The sequence below is a fragment of the Blautia sp. MSJ-36 genome, assembly GCF_018917985.1.
Taxonomy (GTDB): Bacteria; Bacillota; Clostridia; order Lachnospirales; family Lachnospiraceae; genus Blautia_A.
On the sequence record NZ_JAHLPQ010000001.1, the window covers coordinates 58,140 to 81,671 of the forward strand.

Sequence of the window (23,532 nt, forward strand, 5' to 3'; positions counted from 1 at the left end):
ATCTGTAGTGGGATCACAACATAGTGATACCATTGCAGGTTCTTTTTTTATAAAAAAGTATACGGGAATACTTCTGCCGGGTGGGAAATTTATACAGATTTTATATTTATTTAAGAAACCATTTCTTGTACATGTTTCTATCCCGTGCTATCATAAGTGTATTAAAAGAATTAATACACTTAATACACGGATTACAGAGAAAGGAGCGTCGTATGTTATTCTTGGACTATCAGGACAGGCGTCCCATCTACGAACAGATTGTAGAAAAATTCCGGATGCTGATCCTGTCAGGAGCTGTGGAGCCATCTTCCAAGATGCCGTCTGTGCGACAGTTGGCCGTGGAATTATCCATCAATCCCAATACCATCCAACGGGCATATATGGAACTGGAGCAGCAGGGGCTGATCTGCCCGGTGAAGGGAAAAGGCAGTTTTGTTACAGACAGCAGCAGGATCAGGCAGATTGGTATGGAAGAAACCTTAAGCGAGCTGAAAGAGATCGCAGAAAAGGGAATGGCTCTGGGAGTAGGGGAGGAAGAAATGATCGGTGTGATCCGCTCATGCTATAAGGAGGGAAACAATGATTGAAATAAAAAACTGCAGCAAAGCTTTTGGCAAGATACAGGCAGTAAATAAGGTAACCATGGATATCGGGGAACGGGAGGTTTTTGGACTGATCGGTTCCAACGGTGCGGGAAAAAGTACTCTGCTCCGTATCATGGCCGGGATCATCCGTCAGGACAGAGGAGAAGTGCTGATGGATGAAGAAACGGTTTTTGAAAATGAACGGATCAAAGAGCATTTTTTCTACATCCCTGATGATGCATATATTCCGGCAAACTACAATGCTCTGGACATGGCAGAATTTTACCGGTGTATTTATCCGGGATTTCAGCAGGCACGTTTTGAGACAATGATGAAGCAGTTTCATCTGGATGGAAAACGAAAAATCAACACTTTTTCCAAAGGAATGAAGAAACAGCTTCTGGTGATCCTGGGAATCAGTACAGGAACGAAATATCTGTTCTGTGATGAAACCTTTGACGGTCTGGACCCGGTAATGCGCCAGGCAGTAAAAAGCATTTTTGCATCGGAGATCATGAGTCGTGAATTTACGCCGGTGATCGCTTCCCACAATCTCCGTGAGCTGGAAGATATCTGCGATCACATCGGGCTTCTTCATCAGGGAGGAATTCTCCTTTCCAGAGATCTGGAGGATATGAAATTCCACATCCATAAGATCCAGTGTGTACTTACTGACAAAAAGAAAGAAGAAGAATTAAAGAAAGAGCTGGATGTTTTGAAAACAGAGCATCAGGGCTCCCTGCTGCTTATTACTGCAAGGGGAACAAGAAGAGAGATCATGGAGAAGATACAGGCAAAAAATCCTCTTTTCTGTGAAGTGCTCCCACTGACTCTGGAAGAAATATTTATCAGCGAAACGGAGGTGGCAGGCTATGAAGTCAAAAATTTATTCCAGTGAATATATGAAATCTTCTTCTAAAGGACAAAGGTGGATCCCGGCATTTGCCATGATTGCATTTCTCCTGGCATTTCCGGTAGCGGAACTTATGTTGATGGGAAAATGGAATGAGCGCAGTTATACTCAAAGTCAGCTTTCCTATCTGTATTCCAGCCTGTGGAGCAGTGACTTTCTCACAATGGGAGCAGTTGTGGCTGCGGTAACAGCATTTTTTGCAGCAGTAAGCGGCTTCTGGTATCTGTATTCCCCGAGAAAAGTGGATTTCTATCACAGCCTTCCGGTAAAGCGAAGTGCACTGTTTCTGCACAGAGTATTCCTGGCTGTTCTTTATTATCTGGTACCATATGTGATCATGGAATTTGCTGCGGTATGCATCGGGGCAGCCAGAGGATATTACAGCCTTTCCATCATGAAAAAGGCGCTGATACTGCTGGTGATCCATCTCCTGATGTATCTGCTGGTATATTTCTCCACAGCGCTGGTGATCGCCTGCACCGGTACCATGCTGATGGGAGCACTTGCATGGGCAGGGCTGTTTACCTACAGTATCATTCTGGCAGCGATGCTGCAGATAAGCGGACATTTATTCTTTGATACCTGGTACGAAGGCAGTTACGGGATCCTGGCAGCAGTGCGGGACCTGGGCTCTCCCCTTATGGTGATCGTAAGCTTTATGGATAAATACAGCAGCGGGAACTATGGAAAACAGTTATTGATACTGATCTTTGTGCTGCTGCTTATGGCAGTATTATCCTGGATGGCATTTTGCAGGCGAAAATCAGAGAATACCGGAAAAGCACTGGTATATACCTGGATGGAACCGGTCTTAAGTGCTCTGATCACAATACCATCCGGACTGGGTATTGGTCTGATCTTTTATATGATCCCGGAAGATTCATCCAAAACAGCATGGTGGATCTTCGGAATGATACTGGGAACGATCCTGGTCCATGGAGTTCTGGAAGTGATCTACGAAATGGATTTTCGCAGATTTTTCCGCAGAAAAGTGCAGCTTATGATCTTTGGAGGTGTTGTGGCGATCTGTGCGCTGACCATGAAAATAGATCTTCTGGGATATGACAGATATTTTCCGGCTTATGACAATCTTCAGGGAGTTGTGGTAAATGTATGCAATCTCTCATATACTGAGCAGCTTTGCAATGTGGAAAAAAAAGAAAATGGAATCTATAAGATCCGGTATACTGCTACCTCAGACAATAGTTCCGGTCTGCTGGATCAGCCGGTGATGAAAAGTAAAGCATTGTATAACAGTCTGAAGGATATCAGGCTTCAGAATGAAAAAGGAAAAAAATCAGGAAGGCGCATGTATGTGCGTTACATAAATAAACAAGGATTCAGTGTATGCAGAAGCTATAGTGTATCTTCTGCACAGGCGCAGAATCTTATGGAAGCCTTGTATGACGAGCAGACATGGAAAGAAGACAGATATTCATTTTTCCAGCTGGACAAACAGTATCTGAAAGAGGTCACCGGTATTTTCTGTGACGGAGATATTCATTCCTTATTTGAGAAAAATGCAGAGAAGCGTCAGGCACTGGCAGAGGCGCTGAGAAAGGACATTTTGGAAAACGGCGGTCAGACAGTAAAAGACCAGCCATGTGCAATGCTGATGTTCGATTATGCGGGAATTCCGTCAGAAGGATACATGGATGAATGGGGAATGAATGTACCGGCTGTTCAGGAAGGAGAGAGGGTGTCTACCTCCGTTCTGGTGTATCCGGCATATAAGAGAACACTTGCAATTTTGGAAGAAACAGGATATCCTCTTTCCATGGATGAGCTGTCTGTTGAGTATATTGATGTTTATTACTTCAGCTCCGAAGCTGCCGGCGAAGATGATGAAGCTTTTTCCGACACTGAGCCCCTTTCGGATCTTGAAGAAACAGAGAACGGTTATAAAGTCCGTTACGATAAAAAGGAACAGCTGGAAGCTCTGAAAAAATGTATCCGTCCATCACAGCTGGTAAACGGATGGACTATCTGGAATGCAGATGTCACAATGGAAGTGGTTCTGGAAGGACAGGAGAGCACCGGCGGGGATTCCGGACTTTATATGACATTTGCCGGTGAGATCCCGGATTTTATCAGAGCAGATGCAAAGGCAGCCCATGTAACAGAATGGGAGGTAAATGATTAATGGAAAAACCAGTCCGGCTGGATAAATTTCTGGCAGATGCCGGCGCAGGTACAAGAAGCGAGGCAAAAAAATACATACAGAAGGGTCAGGTGCAGGTCAATGGAAAAACTGCGAAAAAACCGGAGCTGAAAGTATCGGAAGAAGATCAGGTGGTTATGAACGGGCAGGAGATCCATGCTGCACCGGAATATGTATACTATCTTTTTAACAAGCCGGCAGGCTGTGTCAGCGCAACGGAGGACTCCAGAGATAAAACGGTTCTCGACTATATTGAAGAAAAAGACAGAAGAAAGGGACTTTTTCCGGTAGGGCGTCTGGATAAAGATACAGAAGGATTCCTTCTGATCACAGACGACGGTCCTCTTGCACATGAGCTTCTTTCTCCGAAAAAGCATGTGGATAAAACCTATTATGCAAAAGTATCCGGGAAAGTAACAGAAGAAGACGTTGCGAGGCTTGCAGAAGGCGTGGATATCGGGGAAAAGGATCTCACACGTCCGGCAAGGATGGAGATCCTTTCCACCTGGGAGTCCGGTACAGAATCTGCAGAAGCCGGTAAGAACTGGGAATCTGAGATCCGACTTACCATCCACGAGGGAAAATTCCATCAGGTAAAACGGATGATGGAGGCACTGGGAAAAAAAGTAACTTATCTGAAAAGACTATCCATGGGACCGCTGGCGCTTCCTTCAGATCTTCCGACAGGAAAATATCGTTCGCTCACCGAAAAAGAGCTGGAGCTTCTGAAATCTGCCGGAAACCGCTGAAAAACAGAAAAAAATTGGAAAAATCCCCTTTACATAAGGGGATTTTCTATGCTATAATTCAGAAGTTGCAAAAATAAGCACGCACGGCGATTCTATAAGGATGGTGCCCTACGGTGTGAGGATGGGTCCAGAGGGAAGGCGACCTGTGCGGAAGAATTTAACCAAAAAGGAGAAAAGACATGAGCGTTATTTCAATGAAGCAGCTTTTAGAGGCAGGTGTTCATTTCGGACATCAGACAAGAAGATGGAACCCTAAAATGGCTCCGTACATCTACACAGAGAGAAATGGTATCTATATTATCGATCTTCAGCAGTCTGTAGGAATGGTTGACGATGCTTACAATGCAGTAGCAGACATCGTAGCTAACGGTGGACACATCCTTTTCGTAGGAACTAAGAAACAGGCTCAGGATGCTATCCGTACAGAGGCAGAGCGTTGTGGAGAGTTCTATGTAAATGAGAGATGGCTTGGTGGTATGCTTACAAACTTCAAGACAATCCAGAGCCGTATCGCAAGACTGAAAGAGATCGAGGCTATGGAAGCTGACGGAACATTCGACGTACTTCCTAAGAAAGAAGTTATCGAGCTTCGCAAAGAGCTTGCTAAACTTCAGAAGAACCTTGGTGGTATCAAAGAGATGAAGAGAATCCCGGATGCTATCTTTATCGTAGATCCTAAGAAAGAGAGAATCTGCGTACAGGAGGCTCATACACTGGGAATCCCGCTTATCGGTATCTGCGATACTAACTGTGATCCGGAAGAGCTTGACTATGTGATCCCGGGAAATGACGATGCTATCCGTGCAGTAAAACTCATCGTTTCCAAGATGGCTGACGCTGTTATCGAGGCTAAGCAGGGAACTGCAGAGGCAGATGGCGAGATCGAGGCTGAGTCTGAGGAGTTTGCAGCTACAGAGGAATAATTCGTATAAACAGAATATTTCAGGAGGAAACGAACAATGGCTATTACAGCAGCACAGGTAAAAGAGTTAAGAGAGATGACTGGCGCCGGAATGATGGATTGTAAGAAAGCTCTTACAGCTACAGAAGGCGATATGGATAAAGCAGTTGAGTTCCTGCGTGAGAAAGGTCTTGCTACAGCACAGAAGAAAGCAAGCCGTATCGCAGCAGAGGGTCTTTGCAAAACTCTGGTAACAGAGGATGGAAAGAAAGCAGTCGTTGTTGAGGTTAATGCTGAGACAGACTTCGTTGCAAAGAACGAGAAATTCCAGGGCTATGTTGCAGATGTTGCAGCACAGGCACTTAACACAACAGCAGCTGATATCGATGCTTTCCTTGCTGAGGCATGGGCACTTGATACAACTAAGACTGTAAAAGAGGCTCTTGCAGCTCAGATCGCAGTAATCGGCGAGAACATGAACATCCGTAGATTTGCTCAGGTTGAGGAGCAGAACGGATTCATCGCTTCCTACACTCATATGGGTGGAAAGATCGGCGTTCTTGTAGACGTTGAGACAGACGTTGTTAACGATGCAGTGAAAGAGATGGCTAGAAACGTAGCTATGCAGATCGCAGCTCTGAAACCGCAGTACACAAGCGACAAAGAAGTAAGCGCTGAGTACATCGAGCATGAGAAAGAGATCCTTATGGCTCAGATCCAGAACGATCCGAAGGAGTCCCAGAAACCGGCTAAGGTTATCGAGGGAATGATCACAGGACGTATCAAGAAAGAGCTCAAAGAGATCTGCCTTCTTGACCAGACATACGTAAAAGCAGAGGACGGAAAACAGTCCGTTGCTAAATACGTAGAGCAGGTAGCAAAAGAGAACGGCGCTAAGATCCAGATTAAAGGCTTCGTTCGCTACGAGACAGGCGATGGTCTTGAGAAAAAAGAAGAGAACTTCGCTGAGGAAGTTGCAAAACAGATGGGTAAATAATCTGTTATCTGTATATCTTTAATAAGATCCATAAAACCCTTGAAAATCCAGTATTTTCAAGGGTTTTTCTTATATTATCCACTTCATATACTACATTATAAAATATGGATAGACTATAGTAACAGGAAGTTGCTTTTCAGAACATGGATCTATCTTTATAATAGGATAATGGAGGTGACGGCTATGGAAACAAAAAATGTAATCTTAAAACTTAGAACGGAAAGAGGAATGTCACAAGACGAGCTGGCAGATAAAATCATGGTAACAAGGCAGGCAGTATCACGTTGGGAAAATGGAGATACCGTTCCGAATACTGATACACTTAAGCTCTTATCGAAAGAATTTGATGTCTCGATCAATACGCTTCTGGGAGAACCGAGAAAGCTGATCTGTCAGTGCTGCGGGATGCCAATTGATGATGATTCCATATTGGGACGTGATAAGGATGGCGCATTAAATGAGGAGTATTGTAAATGGTGCTATGCAGATGGAACATACACATATAATGATATGGATGAATTGATTGATGTTTGTGTAAAGAATATGGTAAATGAAAGCTTTACCGAAGAACAGGCACGCACTTATCTGAAAGAAATGCTTCCAAAGTTAGATTACTGGAAAAGGTATGATGAACTTAGTGACAATGGGCAGTTTGAAGAGTTTAAAAAGCAATTGATAAATGAAATAAATGATTTACATATAGATGGACTTCCAAGGGTAGACAAGCTAAATGCACTTGTGGGGAAATATGTGAATCTGGAATATACTCTGCCTAATGGACAAAAAGTGAAATTCCTTGATGATCAGAAAACCTATCTGGGGAATCAACTGGAGTCTGAATTTGGAGGAGACAGGTGCTTCGGTATTTTGGCAAGTATGGATTTTATTCTGGTATGTACATATGAGAAGGATGGTGAAAATCCAGAATTGGTTATATACAAAAAAAGATGAGTATAGTATGCGGATTAGTGATTAGTTTCGTTACCGTTCACTGATAATATTCCGCATGGAATGAGTAAAATAAAAATTCCGCTTTACAAATAACAGATAAAGTATTAAAATAAACAAAAAGATATCTTCAGGGCAGGGTGAGATTCCCTACCGGCGGTAAAGCCCGCGAGCCGAAAGGTATGATCCGGTGAAATTCCGGGGCCGACAGTACAGTCTGGATGGAAGAAGATGATAGTACAGTTGATTTTTGTATGAATGAATGTAGTATCAGAGCTCTGAGATGGTGATCCATTTCAGAGCTTTTTATGTAGAAAATAAGCAGACATTCATTTATCGATCATATGTAACAGATCAATTCCACCCTGCAGATATTTCTGCAGGATTTTTTTGTATCTGGTACATCGTTTTCGAAATAAATATACCACTCACTTGTCTGTGAATCCGATTGCACAGGGCTAAAAGCCTCGGCCTACCAGGCAAAGAACAGGAATAAGAAAGAAGGAATAAAAATGACGGATCAGGAATATATGCTTCGAGCGATCCAGCTGGCTAAAAAAGGAGAAGGTTGGACGAATCCCAATCCGATGGTAGGGGCAGTGATCGTAAAAGACGGAAGGATCATCGGGGAAGGCTATCATAAAAAGTATGGAGAACTTCATGCAGAACGTAATGCTATTGCTTCTCTTACAGAATCAGCAGAAGGTGCAGTGATTTATGTTACGCTTGAGCCTTGCTGTCATCATGGAAAAACACCTCCATGTACGGAAGCGATCATTGAACAGAAGATAAGAAAAGTGGTGATCGGTTCCCGGGATCCGAATCCGAAAGTGGCGGGAAAAGGTGTACAGATGTTAAGGGAAGCCGGTGTAACAGTAGTTGAAGATTTTATGAGAGAAGAATGTGATCAGCTGAATCCGGTGTTTTTTCATTATATTACTATGAAGACTCCTTATGTAGTGATGAAGTATGCCATGACACTGGATGGGAAGATCGCAACGAAGACAGGAGCATCAAAATGGATCACCGGAGAAGCGGCACGAAAAGAAGTACAGCATATGCGGCATCAGTACATGGGAATTATGGCAGGCATTGGAACTGTGCTTGCAGATGATCCGATGTTAAACGTCCGGGTAGAAGGATGGAAAAGTCCTGTCAGGATTGTGTGCGACAGTAAGCTCAGGATCCCGCCGGACAGTCAGATCGTAAAAAGTGCGGAAAAGTACCGGACGATCGTGGCTTATGCAGATCAGAAAAATACAGAAGAAAAAATAAAAATATTACATACCATGGGAGTTGAGACCATTTACTGTCCAGATGAAAAGAATCAGATAGACCTTAAGAAGCTGATGACAGATCTTGGAAGCAAAGGCATTGACAGTATTCTCCTGGAAGGAGGCGGTACGTTAAATGACAGTGCCCTGCGAGCCGGAATTGTAAAGGAAGTACAGGCTTTTGTGGCACCAAAGCTGTTTGGCGGTGTGGCCGGGAAGACACCGGTAGAAGGTATCGGAGTTGAATTCCCGTCTGAAGCAGTGGAACTGAAATATACAGATATCTGCCAGATTGGTGAGGACATCCGGATAAGATGTCAGGTGTGTGAGAAAAAACAGGAGGAATCATGTTTACAGGAATCGTAGAAGAGAAAGGAAAAGTCCGTTATATACAGCTGACAGGAGAATCAGGGATCCTGGCAGTGAAAGCCCGGAAGGTCCTGGAAGGAACAAGGATCGGTGACAGTATTGCCGTGAATGGTGTGTGTCTGACAGTTACGTCGATCCAGCCGGACGGATTTACCGCCGATGTGATGGCAGAGACTATCAGAAGAAGCAGTCTTGGAAGCTGCAAGGCCGGAAGCCAGGTAAACCTGGAACGTGCAATGGCTGCAGACGGCAGGTTCGGAGGACACATAGTAAGCGGCCATATTGATGGGACTGGCGTGATACGTTCCATGCTCCGGGAAGAAAATGCCATCTGGGTATCGATTGAGACATCGCCACAGATTTTGCATCTGATCGTGGAAAAAGGATCCGTTTGTATTGATGGGATCAGCCTGACGGTTGCAAGGATTGATGAAGCTGGTTTTCAGGTGTCGGTCATTCCACATACAGGAGAAGAAACCACCCTTTTGGAAAAGGTGCCGGGGGATCTGGTTAATCTGGAAAATGATGTGATCGGAAAATACGTAGAAAAACTGCTTGGCATCAGAAAAAATGAAGAAGAGAAAAAAGAATCCGGAATTACGATGGAGTTTCTTGAAGAATTCGGGTTTTAGAACAGGAGGATATACAGTATGTCACAAAATTATCAGTACAACACAATTGAAGAGGCACTCAGGGATCTTAAGAAAGGAAAAATAGTTCTGGTCACAGATGATCCGGACAGAGAAAATGAGGGAGATCTGATATGTGCGGCAGAGTTTGCAACCCGGGAAAATATTAATTTCATGGCGACCTATGCAAAGGGTCTTATCTGTACACCGATGAGTGCGGAACTTGCGGCGAGATTGAACTTTCCTCCGATGGTTGCTGAGAATACGGACAATCACAGTACAGCATTTACCGTGGCAGTGGATCACGTAGATACAACCACCGGTATCTCTGCGGCAGAACGCTCCTATACCATTATGAAGTGTGTGGATGATCAGTCAAAACCGGAGGATTTCAGAAGACCGGGACATGTATTTCCGCTTATTTCCAGAAAAGGCGGGGTTCTGGTACGGAATGGCCATACGGAGGCAACAACAGATCTTATGAGACTTGCCGGACTGAAGGAATGCGGCGTGTGCTGTGAAGTTATGAAAGAAGATGGCACTATGATGCGTACATCACAGCTATGGGAAATGGCAAAAGAGCATAACCTTACATTTATTACGATCCGTGATCTGCAGGATTATATAAGAATACATGAAAAGCATGTAAAGGAGGAAGCAGCTGCAAACCTCCCAACGCAGTACGGTGATTTTAAAATGTATGGCTATATCAATGACATTACAGGAGAACATCATCTGGCACTGGTAAAAGGTGATATAGGAGATGGTGAGGATGTGCTTTGCCGTGTACATTCGGAGTGTCTGACAGGAGATGCATTCGGATCGCTCAGATGTGACTGCGGCCTGCAGCTGCAGACAGCGATGCGCCAGGTAGAGGCGGAAGGCAGAGGGATCATTCTGTATATGAGACAGGAAGGCAGAGGAATCGGACTGATCAACAAGATCAAAGCTTATGCGCTTCAGGAACAGGGATACGATACCGTGGAGGCTAATGTGAAGTTAGGGTTTGCACCGGATCTCAGAGAGTACTGGGTCGGGGCACAGATACTGTCAGACCTTGGTGTGAAATCATTAAGATTACTGACCAATAACCCGGATAAAGTCTATGGGCTTGGTGAATTCGGGCTGAAGATCAATGAGAGAGTACCTCTGGAGATTCCGGTACAAAAATATGACCGGAAATATATGAAGACGAAACAGGAAAAGATGGGTCATATTTTTAAAGAAATAAATTTATAAAAAACAGCAAATAGCAGGAGGAAGAAAAAATGAGACAGATCAATTTAGTAGAAGGAAAAGTAGTAGCACCGGAGGGAATGAAGGTTGGTATCGTGGCAGCGAGATTCAATGAGATCATTGTGAATAAATTATTGGGAGGGGCAGTCGACGGACTGGTAAGACATGGAGTAGAAGAAGAGAATATTACTGCAGCATGGGTGCCGGGAGCATTTGAGATCCCGCTTACAGCACAGAAAATGGCACAGTCAGGAAAATATGATGCAGTTATCTGCGTGGGAGCTGTCATCCGTGGAGATACTTCACATTATGATCTGGTGTGCAATGAATCTGCCAAGGGGATCGCACAGGTCGGACTTGCAACAGGGATCCCGGTCTTATTCGGAGTGATCACGACTGAGAATATCGAGCAGGCTATTGCGCGTGCAGGAAGCAAAGCGGGAAATAAAGGCTATGACTGTGCATTATCTGCGATCGAGATGGTCAATCTGATGAAGCAGCTCTAATAGATAGGGAAATAAATGATGACAAAAACGATCATATTTGATTATGATGGAACGATCCATCATACCCTTGGAATCTATGAACCGGCATTTCGTGAAACCTATCAGTGGCTGACAGAACAGAAGGCTGCAGAAGAACGGGAGATAGGCTCGGCGGAAATTGCCGGCTGGCTGGGATTTAACAGTAAGGAGATGTGGAATACATTTTTGCCGGAGCTGGATCAGAGTTATAAAGAGCAGGCGAGCAGGATGGTAGGAGAACTGATGGTCAGACAGATCAGGAAGCATAAGGCAGTGTGGTATCCGGGAGCAGAGGAGATGCTTACAGCCTTGAAGAACCGGGGATATCATCTTGTGATCTTAAGCAACTGTAAAGCTTCCTATCGTGAGGCGCACTGGAAGGAATTTGGGATGGAACGATGGTTCGATCATTTTTATGACTGCGAATCGTATGGATTCCGTCCAAAGACAGAGATTGTGCAGGAAATCATTCGGGAATATACAGGTCCTTATCTGGTGGTCGGAGACAGGAGGCAGGATCTGGAATGTGCCAGAGCCTGCAAAAGCCCATTTATAGGATGCCTGTATGGATATGGTGAGAGAGGGGAGCTGAACGGGGCAGATCATCTTGCAGAACATATAGAGGATATACTGCAGCTGGTGATATGATTTTTGCAATATAAAAATCTGAAGGAAAAAAGATAAAAATAAGTACTTCTGTAAAAATAAAAGAAAACGCCTGGGTATTGTTGAGAAAGTATATTGCTTTATGATATACTCTGATAAAAATGTTACAACAGAGAATGACAATAGGAGAAAGTACAAATGAGAGTTTTTTCAGGGTATGAATTGCTGTGGCTGTTTTTTTTATATTCATTCTTGGGATGGATTCTGGAGACAGTGACAGCCACACTGCGGCAGCGAAAGTTTTCAAACAGAGGTCTGGTAAACGGTCCGTTTTGTGTGATGTATGGTATTACAGCAGTGCTGATCTCGGTGGGCTTACAGGAGTTGACAGGATTTTGGCTGTTTTTGTTTTCTATGGTTTATGCGACAGTGATCGAATGGATCGGCGGGCATCTGATCGAGAAGGCTTTTAAGGAGAGATGGTGGGATTATTCTGATGTAAAATGGAACCTGGATGGATATATCTGTTTTCCGGCATCTTTTTTATGGGGTATTCTCGGATTTGTGAGCGTGACATGGGGGAATGCCCTGACATGGAAACTGCTTTCTTTTCTGCCGACACTTTTGATGCATATTCTGCTGCTGGTGTTGATGGCAGTAATGGCGATAGATATCACAGCGTCATTTTTGCTTCTGATAAAAAAAGGTCCCAATCTGGAACAGTGGGCAGCAGCCAATGAACAGCTGGATAAAGTCAGCGATCATTTGAGCTTCCTGATCACGCAGTGGATCGAGAAAAGGATTCGGAAAGCTTATCCGAAAGTAAAGAAGGTTCGGAAAGCAGAGAAATCTGCGGAGGAAGGTGTTTTTGCAGAAGGGTGCGGCTTTTATAAACTCATACTTCTGTTTATCAGCGGAGCTTTTCTGGGAGATATTGTAGAGACCATTTTCTGCCGGATCACTATGGGGTACTGGATGAGCCGGAGCAGCCTTGTCTGGGGACCATTCAGTATTGTGTGGGGACTGGCGCTGGCTCTTGTAACATTGCTTTTGTATAAATATAAGGATCGAAGTGACAGCTTTCTGTTTTTGATGGGAACACTGCTGGGAGGAGGTTACGAATATCTCTGCAGTGTGTTTACAGAGATCTTTTTTGGAAAAGTATTCTGGGACTACAGTGAGCTTCCGTTTAATCTGGGCGGCAGGATCAATCTTCTGTACTGCTTTTTCTGGGGATTTGCAGCTGTGATCTGGTTTAAAAAAGTGTATCCTGTTTTATCCGCATGGATCGAGAAGATCCCCGTTCTTCCTGGAAAGATCATTACATGGATGCTGACAGTTTTCATGTTTGTTAATATTATTGTTTCTTCCATGGCTCTTGTGCGTTACGATCAGAGGGCTAAAGGAATTGAAACGGAGAATACAGTCCTGGAATGGGTAGATACACATTTTGATGATGGCAGGATGAAACAGATTTATCCGAAGGCTAAGGCAACGGATTGATTTAATGAAACAGCATCAGATAAAACAGGTAAGAGAGCCGACGTGAGGCTCTCTTAATTTATGTGGGAAAAATGACAGAGGGCATACAACGAAAGAGAGGTACATAAATTTTATAAAGTTATGAAGGTCGATTATTAAATATGAGTTCTCTCAGTCTTTGTATGATCGTAAAAAATGAAGAAGCTGTGCTGGAGAGAATCCTGAAACCGATTTCTGAAATCATGGATGAGATTCTGATTGCGGATACAGGTTCTTCGGACAGAACGAAAGAAATTGCAGAACAGTATACGTCGCAGGTATTTGATTTTGCCTGGTGTGACGATTTTTCTGCTCCGCGTAATTTTCTTCTGGAAAAAGTCCGCACCGATTACTGGATGTGGATGGATGCGGATGATGTCCTGAATGAGGAAAATCTGGAAAAAATGAAGAAGCTGAAGGCAGCTCTGGATGGAGAGACTGATGTAGTGATGATGGAATATGCGGTTGGCTTTGATACTAATGGGAAGACAACGTTTTCCTATTACAGGGAAAGGATTCTGAAGACTTCCGGGGGATTTCGGTGGAGTGGAAGAGTACATGAGGCGGTAATGCCAAGGGGAAATATTTTTTATTCAGATATCGAAGTTCAGCACCGGAAATGTGTGCAGGGAGATCCGGACAGGAATTTGCAGATCTATGAAAAAATGCTGGCAGAAGGAGAAAAGCTGGAACCAAGACATCAGCTTTATTACGGGAGAGAACTGTATTATCATCAGCGGTATCCGGAGGCAGAGGCTGTGCTGGTGGAGTTTCTGAAAAATCCGTCCGGATGGTTGGAAAATAAGATAGATGCCTGTTTCGTACTTGGACAGTGCTACCGGAAAATGGGAGAACAAGAATACGCACTGGAAGCTTTTCTGTATAGTCTGACTATGGATGTACCGAGGGCAGAAATCTGCTGTGAGGTTGGTGGGATTTTTCTGGAAAGAGAGCTGCACAGACAGGCCGCCTACTGGTACGGGCAGGCACTTGCTGTGCCGACAGATAAGAAAAACGGTGGATTTTTTATAGCAGAATGCCATGGATTTGTACCATATATGCAGCTTTGCGTTTGTTATGATAGGATGGGATGCCCGGAGCAGGCATTCTTTTTTCATAAGAAGGCGAGTGAACAGAAGCCGGAGGATCCGGGAGTATTGTATGATCAGAAATATTTTCGGGAAAAATATGGTCTGGTATAAAAAGAAAGATATCTTTATTGTCCTGGCAGGGTGCAGGCTTGCGGGAATCGTATGCACAGGTAAATGCTGTTGTCATATACTGTAGGGAAAGTTATTTTCCTATGAGGTGATCGCAGAATGCTGTTCATGCATCGAAAATGTAAGGAAATGGAAATGCAGCAGGACAGTCATGAGGATTTGTCCTGTATGTCCTGTTATGGAAATCATAGTTCCTGTGGATGTGACAGATGTGGAACAAGAGGTTGTCCGGGTCCTGTGGGACCTACAGGACCAACCGGCCCCAGGGGCTGTCCGGGAGTTCCGGGGCCTATGGGTCCTCAGGGGCCGCAGGGGGAACCGGGAATACAGGGATATACGGGAGCTACGGGTCCGGCAGGAGCAACAGGAGCCACCGGTCCGGCAGGAGTAACAGGTCCGACGGGAGCAACGGGAGCCACGGGTCCAGCGGGAGCAATGGGTCCGACGGGAGCCACCGGTCCGGCAGGAGTAATGGGTCCGGCAGGAGCAACAGGGGCAACAGGAGCAACAGGAGCAACGGGTCCGGCTGGTGCAATCGGAGCCACTGGCCCAGCGGGAGCAATCGGCCCAACAGGAGCCACTGGTCCAGCAGGAGCAGCGGGAGCCACCGGTCCTGCCGGAACAGTAACTCCGGCAGCTGCTGTGGGAAATGCAACAAGCGTAGATGATATTGTGGAGGATTTTAATGCACTTCTTGCAAACCTTCGTGATGCAGGACTCCTGGAAAGATAGTGAAATGATAAACACACGTTACTGTGCGGCTGCGTATTTTATGCAGCCGCTGCATATTCTCCATGAAAATATTTCATTGTAGCTTTTCGACGAAAGGTGCTATAATATTTTTATGTAAGTATGATTATGGGGGATGAAATCGTGAAAAAAAACAAGTATGAGATCGATATGTGCAATGGGTCGATCATGGACAAGCTGATCTCGTTTTCACTGCCGCTGATGCTGTCCGGTATCCTGCAGCTGATGTTCAATGCAGTGGATATCGTGGTAGTGGGACGTTTCAGCGGAAGTGAGGCACTGGCGGCAGTAGGCTCCACTACCGCACTGATCAATGTGTTTACCAACCTTTTTATCGGGATCTCTCTTGGTGCCAATGTGCTGGCAGCCAGATTTTATGCTGTCGGTAAGGATGAAGAAATGTCAGAAACAGTACATACATCGATCTTACTGGCTCTGGTCAGCGGGGTCATCATGGCATTTCTGGGAGTGCTCTTTGCCAGGATCTGCCTGGAACTGATGGATACACCGGACGATGTGATCGATCTTTCTACTCTTTATATGCGTATTTATTTCCTGGGAATGCCGTTTTTTATGCTGTATAACTATGGTGCGGCGATCCTGCGTGCTGTGGGAGATACCAAGCGGCCGCTGGTCTTTCTGATCATTTCCGGCTGTGCCAATGCGCTTTTGAATCTGTTTTTCGTGATCGTGTGTCATTTAAGCGTGGCCGGTGTGGGAATCGGAACGGTGATCTCTCAGCTGATCTCCTGCATTCTTGTCCTTCGGTGTCTGTATCAGACAGAGGGAAGCTATCAGCTGCGTTTTTCAAAACTGTCCATAAAGGGAGAGTACCTGAAGCAGATCTTCCAGGTGGGACTGCCTGCCGGGATCCAGAGTACAGTGATCAATTTTTCCAATGTACTTCTTCAGTCTTCTGTAAACTCCTTTGGTTCCATTGCTATGGCAGGATATACAGCAGCCAATAATATTTTTGGATTTCTGTATGTGTCCGTGAATTCGGTTACCCAGGCATGTATGAGTTTTACCAGCCAGAATTACGGTGTTCGGAAACCGAAACGTATGGACCGGGTGCTGGTGGATTGTCTGATCCTGTCCTTTGTGGTGTCCTTTGCCATGGGATGTGGAGCATATTTCTTTGGCCCGCAGCTTCTGAAAATCTATACGGAAGATCCGGAGGTTATCCAGTGCGGAATGGAGATCCTTGCCTATACCACAGTTACTTATTTCCTCTGCGGACAGATGGATCTGTTTCCGGGAGCACTGCGTGGAATGGGACGCTCCGGTGTGCCGATGATCCTGTCTATTATCGGAACGGTCGGCCTTCGAATTGTGTGGATTTTCGGAATTTTCCCGGCTCACAGATCACTGAAAGTACTGTTTATTTCTTATCCGGCATCATGGATCCTTACGATCATCATGCAGGTGACCTGTTTCTGGTTTGTAAGGCGGAAAGTGCACAGGCAGCTTCTGGGAGAGACTGCAGAATAAAAACGAATACACAGAATATCAGAAAAAGCGGATAGAATTCCGCTTTTCTGTGTTTACGGGGAAAATAAAACAGGTCAACTCATGTCCATTTTGCAAACAGGAGACATTGGAGCTGAAAAATAAAGAATATGGAGGAAACATGGAATTATTAAAACCTGATTATTACGACGAATTTACCTGTATTGCAGACAAATGCACCATCAGCTGCTGCAGGGAATGGAAGATCAACATAGATGATGAAACTTACAGAAACTGGAAAACCATCCAGCCGCCGTCAGAGGTGCCCGGACACAGAAGCTGCCTGCAGGCCTATACCATGAAAAAGGACGGCAGCCGGATCATGAAGATGACGGAAGAGCACGACTGTCCTTTTTTTGCAAAGAACAGACTGTGCTATCTGGTGAGTGCTTATGGGGATTCGATGCTTTCAGAGACCTGCCAGATTTTTCCAAGGGAGATCCATGAATTTCAGGATCATAAGGAAGCGACCATGATGCCCTGTTGCCCGGCTGTCCTGGACATCTGGAAGGAGAAGAAAAGAATCGCTTTTCCGGAAACTCCAAAAGAAAAGGAACAGCCGCTTTTTCTTGTGCGCCGGAAGGTTATGGATCTTATAATGGATCCTGAAAAAACACCGGAGGAAATCCTTCTTGAAAGTTTTTATGTTCTGAAGGAACTTCACCGGAACATGCCGCTTACCACAGAGCTTGTGGAAGATTATTTTTCAGAGAAAACGATTTGCCAACTGGAACATGCTATTAATGAGATAGAGCTGCCTGTTCTGGATACCATGGACGAATGCAATGAACTTTTGCAGGACCTGGCTGTAAATTACCGGAAAGAGGGACTTTACCGGAAATATCTGGAGCCGGTGATGGAACTTGCGGAGGAATTGTCCGAAGAATATGAGGAAGAGGAACTGGTGGAAGCCCGGGAGGATTTTTATCGGAAATTTCGTGTATATGAAGACCTTCTCCGGAGCTTTCTTGCCAACGAAGTATATTCAGATCTTCTGACACCGGAGGGAGATCTGGAAGATGCCCTGGTCCATATGCAGTGGATCGGTATGGAATATGCTACCATCCGCCAGGCTGTTTTTCTTCGGTGGCAGAAAGATGGACGGGGATCTCTTCCCTACGAAACACTCCGGGATTATATGGTAGTGATCTCCAGAATGACCGGATATGAGGAAGACGATATCCGGGAATATCTTGAGAACAGTTTTGAAGAGCTTCTGTGGGAGTGGGGATATTTTGCGCTGATCACAGGGAAATGACTTTATAACCTAAAGTTATATTAAGTATTAAAAATATACATTTTAATTATATGACGTTTTGTGTTAGAATATAGGACGAAAAGGGTAACAGAGGAATGTTAACCCGGAAATGGATAACAATCAGAAAGGAACTTGTTTTATGGATAAGGGAACAATTTTTAAATTTCATAATGACCTTGATACCGATCAGATCATTGCATCCCAGTACTTGCTTCTGCCGAATCTGGATGAGATGAAGAGCCACACATTTGAGTCACTGGATCCGGATTTTTCCAAGAAGGTGAAACCGGGAGATTTTGTAGTGGGAGGGGAGAACTTCGGATGCGGATCTTCCAGAGAGCAGGCACCGGGCGTTCTTAAGGCACTTGGAGTAAAGGCAGTCATTGCGAAATCTTTTGCCCGTATTTTCTTCCGCAATGCCATCAATATCGGACTTCCGGCAATTGTCTGTAAGGACCTCCCGGATGATGTGAAGACCGGAGATACCATGGAGCTTCATATGTCCGAGGGAACAGCGGTTGCCAACGGAAAGACTTATTCCTGCACAAAACTGCCGGAATACATGCAGAATATACTGAATCAGGGAGGACTTATCGCTTCTCTGAACCGTGAGGAGGAATAAGAGATGGGAATGACGATCGCAGAAAAAATCATCGCGGCAGCAGCCGGTGTGGACAGCGTAAAACCTGGAGATATCTATACAGTTCAGCTGGATCATCTGATGAGTAATGACGGAACCACACATCTGACTGTTGACATGTACAACAACAAATTAAAAAATCCACATATCGCAGACACAAAGAAACTGGTATTTATCGTAGACCACAACGTACCGTCTGACAGCCCGAAAACAGCAGCGTCCCAGAAAAAAATGAGAGATTTTGCAAGAGAGAACAACATTGATTTCTGGGAAGGAAAAGGCGTGTGCCACCAGATCATGATCGAGAATTATGTCCGCCCGGGACAGCTGATCTTTGGTGCAGACAGCCATACCTGTTCTTATGGAGCACTTGGCGCTTTCGGTACCGGTGTAGGATGTACAGACTTCCTTTATGGAATGGTAACCGGAACTTCCTGGGTTATGGTGCCGGAAACTGTGAAATTCAACCTGACAGGGAAACTTCCTGAGGGTGTTTATGCAAGAGATCTGATCCTTACCATTATCGGAGAGATCGGAGCAAACGGATGTAATTATCAGGCAATGGAGTTTACCGGCGAAGGCGCAAAGACATTAAGCATCAGCGACCGTATGGCTCTCTGCAACATGGCTGTTGAGGCCGGTGCGAAGACCGGAATCTTTGAGGCAGATGACAAGGCTCTGGAATATCTGAAAGAGCATGGCCGTGAACCAAAAGCTGTATATCACAGCGATCCGGATGCTGTTTACGCAAGAGAGTACACCTTCGATCTTTCCAAAGTACGCCCGGTTGTAGCGAAACCGGACTTCGTTGACAATGTAGTTCCGGCTGAGGAAACCTGCGGCATCAAGATCAACGAGGCATTTCTTGGCTCCTGTAACAACGGCCGTATTGAAGACCTCCGTGTAGGCGCAGAGGTGATCAAGGGTAAAAAAGTTGCAGAAGGCGTTCGTTTCCTGGTCGTTCCTGCAAGCCAGACCATCTACCGCCAGGCATTAAAAGAAGGCCTGATCGATATCTTCATGGAAGCAGGCGCTATTGTGATGAACCCGAACTGCAGTGTATGCTGGGGAAGCTGCCAGGGTGTGATCGGTGAGAACGAGGTTCTTATCAGCACCGGAACACGTAACTTCAAGGGACGTGCCGGACATCCGAGCTCCAAGGTTTATCTGGGGTCTGCGGCAACGGTTACCGCATCTGCCATTGCAGGTGAGATCGCAACTGCAGACAGAGTATAAAAACCTCAGAAAAGATATTCAGGAATAAACAGGAGAATATACATATGGAAGCATTTACAGGAAAAGTGTGGGTACTGGGCGATGATATTGACACCGATATCATCATTCCGACCGAGTATCTGGCGCTGAAAACCATTGACGATATGAAACAGTACGGATTCAGTCCCCTTCGCCCGGAGCTGGCAGGACAGATCCAGAAAGGTGACATTATTGTAGCAGGAAAGAACTTCGGCTGCGGTTCCTCCAGAGAGCAGGCACCGGAGATCATTAAAGCACTGGGCGTACAGTGTGTTATTGCGAAATCTTTTGCCCGGATCTTTTTCCGCAACTCCATCAACAACGGCCTTCTTCTTATCGAACAGCCGGATCTTCACGACAATGTGAAAGAGGGAGATGAAGTTACAGTTGTGATGAACGAGCATGTAGACCATAACGGAAAACAGTACCCGATTGCTTCTCTTCCGGAGAATCTGATGGATATTATTCAGGCTGGCGGACTTGTAAAAGCCATGCGCAAACTGAACGGTCTGGACTAAGACGGAAAGGAGAGAAATAATGGGTGAGACGATCATTGAGAAAATTATCAGACATAACACAGGCAAAGCAGTAAAGCCTGGCGATATCGTGACGGTCAATGTTGACAGAGTGATGATCCATGATATCTTTATTCCGTTTGTAGCGGACAAATTCGAGGAGATGGGTTTTCAGAAACTCTGGGATCCGGACAAAGTTGTTCTGATCTATGACCATCTTGTACCTGCAAGCCAGCAGGACGACACCAGACATTTCCATGTGGGAGATGCTTTTGCAGCCAAATACGGTATGAAAAACGTGCACAGAAGTGACGGTATCTGCCACCAGTTGATGACAGAGGCCGGTTACGTAAAACCTGGCAATATCGTATTTGGTACAGATAGCCACACTACCACTTACGGATGTGTCGGTGCATTTTCTTCCGGTATCGGATATACAGAGATGGCCAGCATCCTGGGAACAGGAACCATGTGGATCAAAGTTCCGGAAACCATTAAAGTTGTGATCGACGGAGAACTTCCGGAGAATGTGATGTCCAAGGATATCATCCTCCGCCTGATTGGCGACCTTCGTGCAGATGGTGCAACTTATCGTGCACTGGAATTTTCCGGAAGCACCATTGAGAACATGTCTGTGGCAAGTCGTATGACCATGGCAAACATGGCGATCGAGGCAGGTGCAAAATGTGCACTTTTCACACCGGATGAGAAGACTGCCGCTTACTGTGAGACAGAGCTTGATGAGTTCCAGAAGAGTCTTGTAGGCGATGAGGATGCCGTTTATATGAAGACCATGACTTATAAGGCAGAGGATTTTGTACCGGTTATGGCTTGTCCGTCACAGGTGGACAAGATCCGTGATGTCAGCGAGCTTCAGGGTGAGACCATCGATCAGGTATTTATCGGTTCCTGTACAAACGGACGTCTGGAAGATCTGATGGCAGCAGCAGAAGTCCTGAAGGGCAAAAAAGTTGCAGACTTTGTAAAACTGATCGTAACTCCTGCAAGCCGCAAGATCTACCGTCAGGCCATTGAACTTGGTATTCTGGATACGCTTGCTGAGGCAGGTGCCATCATCACACATCCGGGATGCGGACTTTGCTGTGGAAGAACCGGCGGAATCCTGACAGACGGGGAGAAGGTTGTGGCAACCAACAACCGTAATTTCCTGGGACGTATGGGAACTTCCAAGGTTCAGATCTATCTGGCATCTCCGAAAACTGCAGCAGCCTGTGCGATCGCAGGTAAGATCGTAATGCCGGAATAAGCAGCAGAAGATCCGTTCGGAAATACTGCTGACAGAAACATAAAAAAGAAACGTATGAAAGGACAGATTTTCGCGAGGAGTGGCAGTCTGTCTTTTTTTACCGGTTCAGGCGGATCCTGGATAAATCATTTTTACAGAAGAGGGGGATTCGTTGTATTATAATAACAGCCAATGTGACAACATAACATATAATACATAAGACTCGAGGGATAAGGGTATGGAGAAAAAATCAACCATCAGTAAAAAGACACTGAAGATCATACTTGGGATCTGTATTGCCGCAGCAATCCTGGCTGTGGCCGGGTTATTTGGCTACACATACATGGCAGATCACAACACACTGGGCCGGAAAATTTCCGTGTGGGGAGTGGAGGTTTCCAGGCTGGACGCAAAGCAGGCAGAAGAAAAAATTGCTGCGGAATTTGAAAACCGGCCGGTATCTTTTCAGGAAAATGACAAGGAGGTTTACAGCATGACGCTCAAAGATCTGGGGTACAGCCTCAATGAGGAAGATCTTCTGAATAAGCTTACAGACCTTCAGAAACAGAGAGAAGAGAACCGGAAGATTTTTCCAAAGGAAGAAAACGTAAATCTGGAATGCCAGATCGAGGAAGATGAGGAGCAGGAAAAACAGGCTCTGGATCTTTCCAATTTCGGAACGGAAGAAAGAAAATCTTCCACCGATGCATCCATTCAGTACAATGAGGAGAAAAAAGAATTCATCCTTGTGAAACAGGTACAGGGCACGGAGATTGATCCGGATAAACTGGAGACCACCGTGGACACAAATCTGAATGCGGCATTTGATACAGCTCTTCTGGGGGATGCCATTACAGTACCGTTGAACAAGCATGTATATATCAGTCCGGCAGTGACAGCAACGGAAGATATGGAAAATAAAGTGGCAGGTTTGAATGACCAGCTGAAGAAATATAGGAGTTCCACAGTGACTTACACATTTGGAAGTGAAACGGTTGTGCTGGATGCAGACACCATCAGTTCCTGGCTGAAAGCAGAAGGTGAGACCCTGACTCTGGATGAGGATGCCATCAAAACCTATATCAGCGATCTTGCCAACAAATACAATACCATTTATGTTCCCCGTACTTTTCATACCTCAACGGGAACGGATGTGACCATTGAGGGGAATGAGTACGGATACCGGATCGACCAGGACGGAGAGTACGCACAGCTTGTGGAAGATCTGAAAAGTGGTACTGCAGTTACCCGTGATCCCGTTTACAGCAAAACCGGTTATCAGAGAAACGGAACTGACGATCTTGCAGGCAGCTACATAGAAGTCAGCCTGGATGCCCAGCATCTGTGGCTTTATAAAGATGGAAACCTTGTGACAGAAACGGATATTGTCAGCGGAAAACCGGTGAAGGGCCGGGAAACATACCGTGGTGCATGGCCCATTGCCTACAAAGCAAGCCCGTATAATCTGTCAAGTGCAGAGTATGGATACAATGTAAAAGTCAATTACTGGATGCCTTTTGTCTACGGACAGGGCCTTCATGATGCTTCCTGGCAGTCTTCTTTTGGAGGAAACCGGTATAAGACCAACGGAAGCCACGGATGTATCAACCTGCCAAAGGATCAGGCGGCACTGATCTATGAGACGATTGATGCGGGATACCCGATCATTATTTACTGATTGAAAAAAGCTTCGGAGAAATCCGGAGCTTTTTTATGTCACAGGAAATC

22 protein-coding genes and 1 riboswitch are annotated in these 23,532 nt (G+C 45.3%); all 22 genes read left to right on the forward strand.

Annotated features, from left to right (window positions below):
- The first annotated feature begins 212 nt into the window (after window positions 1–212).
- The 22 genes from KQI39_RS00285 (at window position 213) to KQI39_RS00390 (ending at window position 23,482) form a co-directional block, all read left to right on the forward strand.
- On the forward strand, window positions 213–587 hold the full coding sequence (locus tag KQI39_RS00285; protein WP_173762315.1) for a GntR family transcriptional regulator: 375 nt from the start codon (window positions 213–215) through the stop codon (window positions 585–587).
- Entirely contained in the window at window positions 580–1,482 is a 903-nt protein-coding gene (locus KQI39_RS00290; protein ID WP_173762314.1) for an ABC transporter ATP-binding protein, read from the forward strand. Before KQI39_RS00285 ends, KQI39_RS00290 begins: the two co-directional genes overlap by 8 nt.
- On the forward strand, window positions 1,457–3,640 hold the full coding sequence (locus KQI39_RS00295) for a DUF6449 domain-containing protein (protein WP_148446479.1): 2,184 nt from the start codon (window positions 1,457–1,459) through the stop codon (window positions 3,638–3,640). The genes KQI39_RS00290 and KQI39_RS00295 overlap by 26 nt, the downstream gene beginning before the upstream one ends.
- On the forward strand, window positions 3,640–4,407 hold the full coding sequence (locus tag KQI39_RS00300) for a pseudouridine synthase (protein WP_216415673.1): 768 nt from the start codon (window positions 3,640–3,642) through the stop codon (window positions 4,405–4,407). The genes KQI39_RS00295 and KQI39_RS00300 overlap by 1 nt, the downstream gene beginning before the upstream one ends.
- Window positions 4,408–4,586: 179 nt before the next feature.
- Window positions 4,587–5,330, forward strand: coding sequence for a 30S ribosomal protein S2 (gene rpsB / locus KQI39_RS00305; protein ID WP_173762312.1), 744 nt, complete (start codon window positions 4,587–4,589; stop codon window positions 5,328–5,330).
- A 36-nt stretch (window positions 5,331–5,366) separates the two neighbouring features.
- Window positions 5,367–6,305, forward strand: a complete 939-nt coding sequence (gene tsf, locus KQI39_RS00310; RefSeq protein ID WP_174087808.1) for a translation elongation factor Ts — start codon at window positions 5,367–5,369, stop codon at window positions 6,303–6,305.
- 183 nt (window positions 6,306–6,488) lie between these two features.
- Window positions 6,489–7,256 (forward strand): zinc ribbon domain-containing protein, encoded by a 768-nt coding sequence (locus KQI39_RS00315; RefSeq protein WP_216415676.1) that lies wholly within the window; start codon window positions 6,489–6,491, stop codon window positions 7,254–7,256.
- A gap of 119 nt (window positions 7,257–7,375) precedes the next feature.
- A riboswitch (FMN riboswitch) is annotated at window positions 7,376–7,490 on the forward strand.
- 275 nt (window positions 7,491–7,765) lie between these two features.
- Complete coding sequence (gene ribD, locus KQI39_RS00320) at window positions 7,766–8,893, forward strand: bifunctional diaminohydroxyphosphoribosylaminopyrimidine deaminase/5-amino-6-(5-phosphoribosylamino)uracil reductase RibD (protein ID WP_021977314.1); 1,128 nt, start codon at window positions 7,766–7,768, stop codon at window positions 8,891–8,893.
- Window positions 8,875–9,528: a riboflavin synthase gene (ribE, locus tag KQI39_RS00325; protein WP_021977315.1), complete on the forward strand. Its 654-nt coding sequence runs from the start codon at window positions 8,875–8,877 to the stop codon at window positions 9,526–9,528. Before ribD ends, ribE begins: the two co-directional genes overlap by 19 nt.
- Before the next feature lie 18 nt (window positions 9,529–9,546).
- Window positions 9,547–10,764, forward strand: coding sequence for a bifunctional 3,4-dihydroxy-2-butanone-4-phosphate synthase/GTP cyclohydrolase II (locus tag KQI39_RS00330; RefSeq protein ID WP_021977316.1), 1,218 nt, complete (start codon window positions 9,547–9,549; stop codon window positions 10,762–10,764).
- A 29-nt stretch (window positions 10,765–10,793) separates the two neighbouring features.
- On the forward strand, window positions 10,794–11,267 hold the full coding sequence (ribH, locus tag KQI39_RS00335; RefSeq protein WP_216415678.1) for a 6,7-dimethyl-8-ribityllumazine synthase: 474 nt from the start codon (window positions 10,794–10,796) through the stop codon (window positions 11,265–11,267).
- A 15-nt stretch (window positions 11,268–11,282) separates the two neighbouring features.
- Entirely contained in the window at window positions 11,283–11,933 is a 651-nt protein-coding gene (locus KQI39_RS00340; RefSeq protein WP_253293007.1) for an HAD family hydrolase, read from the forward strand.
- Window positions 11,934–12,089: 156 nt separating this feature from the next.
- Window positions 12,090–13,394: a putative ABC transporter permease gene (locus tag KQI39_RS00345; protein WP_216415680.1), complete on the forward strand. Its 1,305-nt coding sequence runs from the start codon at window positions 12,090–12,092 to the stop codon at window positions 13,392–13,394.
- Window positions 13,395–13,534: 140 nt separating this feature from the next.
- Window positions 13,535–14,614, forward strand: a complete 1,080-nt coding sequence (locus KQI39_RS00350; protein ID WP_216415682.1) for a tetratricopeptide repeat-containing glycosyltransferase family 2 protein — start codon at window positions 13,535–13,537, stop codon at window positions 14,612–14,614.
- A 126-nt stretch (window positions 14,615–14,740) separates the two neighbouring features.
- Window positions 14,741–15,364, forward strand: a complete 624-nt coding sequence (locus KQI39_RS17605; protein ID WP_305839028.1) for a collagen-like protein — start codon at window positions 14,741–14,743, stop codon at window positions 15,362–15,364.
- 126 nt (window positions 15,365–15,490) lie between these two features.
- A complete protein-coding gene (locus KQI39_RS00360) occupies window positions 15,491–16,873 on the forward strand; it encodes an MATE family efflux transporter (RefSeq protein ID WP_334300784.1) in 1,383 nt (460 codons plus the stop codon).
- Between the two features lie 139 nt (window positions 16,874–17,012).
- Complete coding sequence (gene fliB, locus KQI39_RS00365) at window positions 17,013–18,149, forward strand: flagellin lysine-N-methylase (RefSeq protein WP_216415688.1); 1,137 nt, start codon at window positions 17,013–17,015, stop codon at window positions 18,147–18,149.
- 139 nt (window positions 18,150–18,288) lie between these two features.
- Window positions 18,289–18,771: a LeuD/DmdB family oxidoreductase small subunit gene (locus tag KQI39_RS00370; RefSeq protein ID WP_021978214.1), complete on the forward strand. Its 483-nt coding sequence runs from the start codon at window positions 18,289–18,291 to the stop codon at window positions 18,769–18,771.
- A 3-nt stretch (window positions 18,772–18,774) separates the two neighbouring features.
- Window positions 18,775–20,025, forward strand: coding sequence for a 3-isopropylmalate dehydratase large subunit (locus tag KQI39_RS00375; RefSeq protein WP_118071372.1), 1,251 nt, complete (start codon window positions 18,775–18,777; stop codon window positions 20,023–20,025).
- Window positions 20,026–20,069: 44 nt separating this feature from the next.
- A complete protein-coding gene (locus KQI39_RS00380) occupies window positions 20,070–20,561 on the forward strand; it encodes a LeuD/DmdB family oxidoreductase small subunit (protein WP_021653000.1) in 492 nt (163 codons plus the stop codon).
- A 19-nt stretch (window positions 20,562–20,580) separates the two neighbouring features.
- On the forward strand, window positions 20,581–21,825 hold the full coding sequence (locus KQI39_RS00385) for a 3-isopropylmalate dehydratase large subunit (RefSeq protein WP_021652999.1): 1,245 nt from the start codon (window positions 20,581–20,583) through the stop codon (window positions 21,823–21,825).
- Between the two features lie 217 nt (window positions 21,826–22,042).
- On the forward strand, window positions 22,043–23,482 hold the full coding sequence (locus KQI39_RS00390) for a L,D-transpeptidase family protein (protein WP_216415690.1): 1,440 nt from the start codon (window positions 22,043–22,045) through the stop codon (window positions 23,480–23,482).
- Window positions 23,483–23,532: the final 50 nt, after the last annotated feature.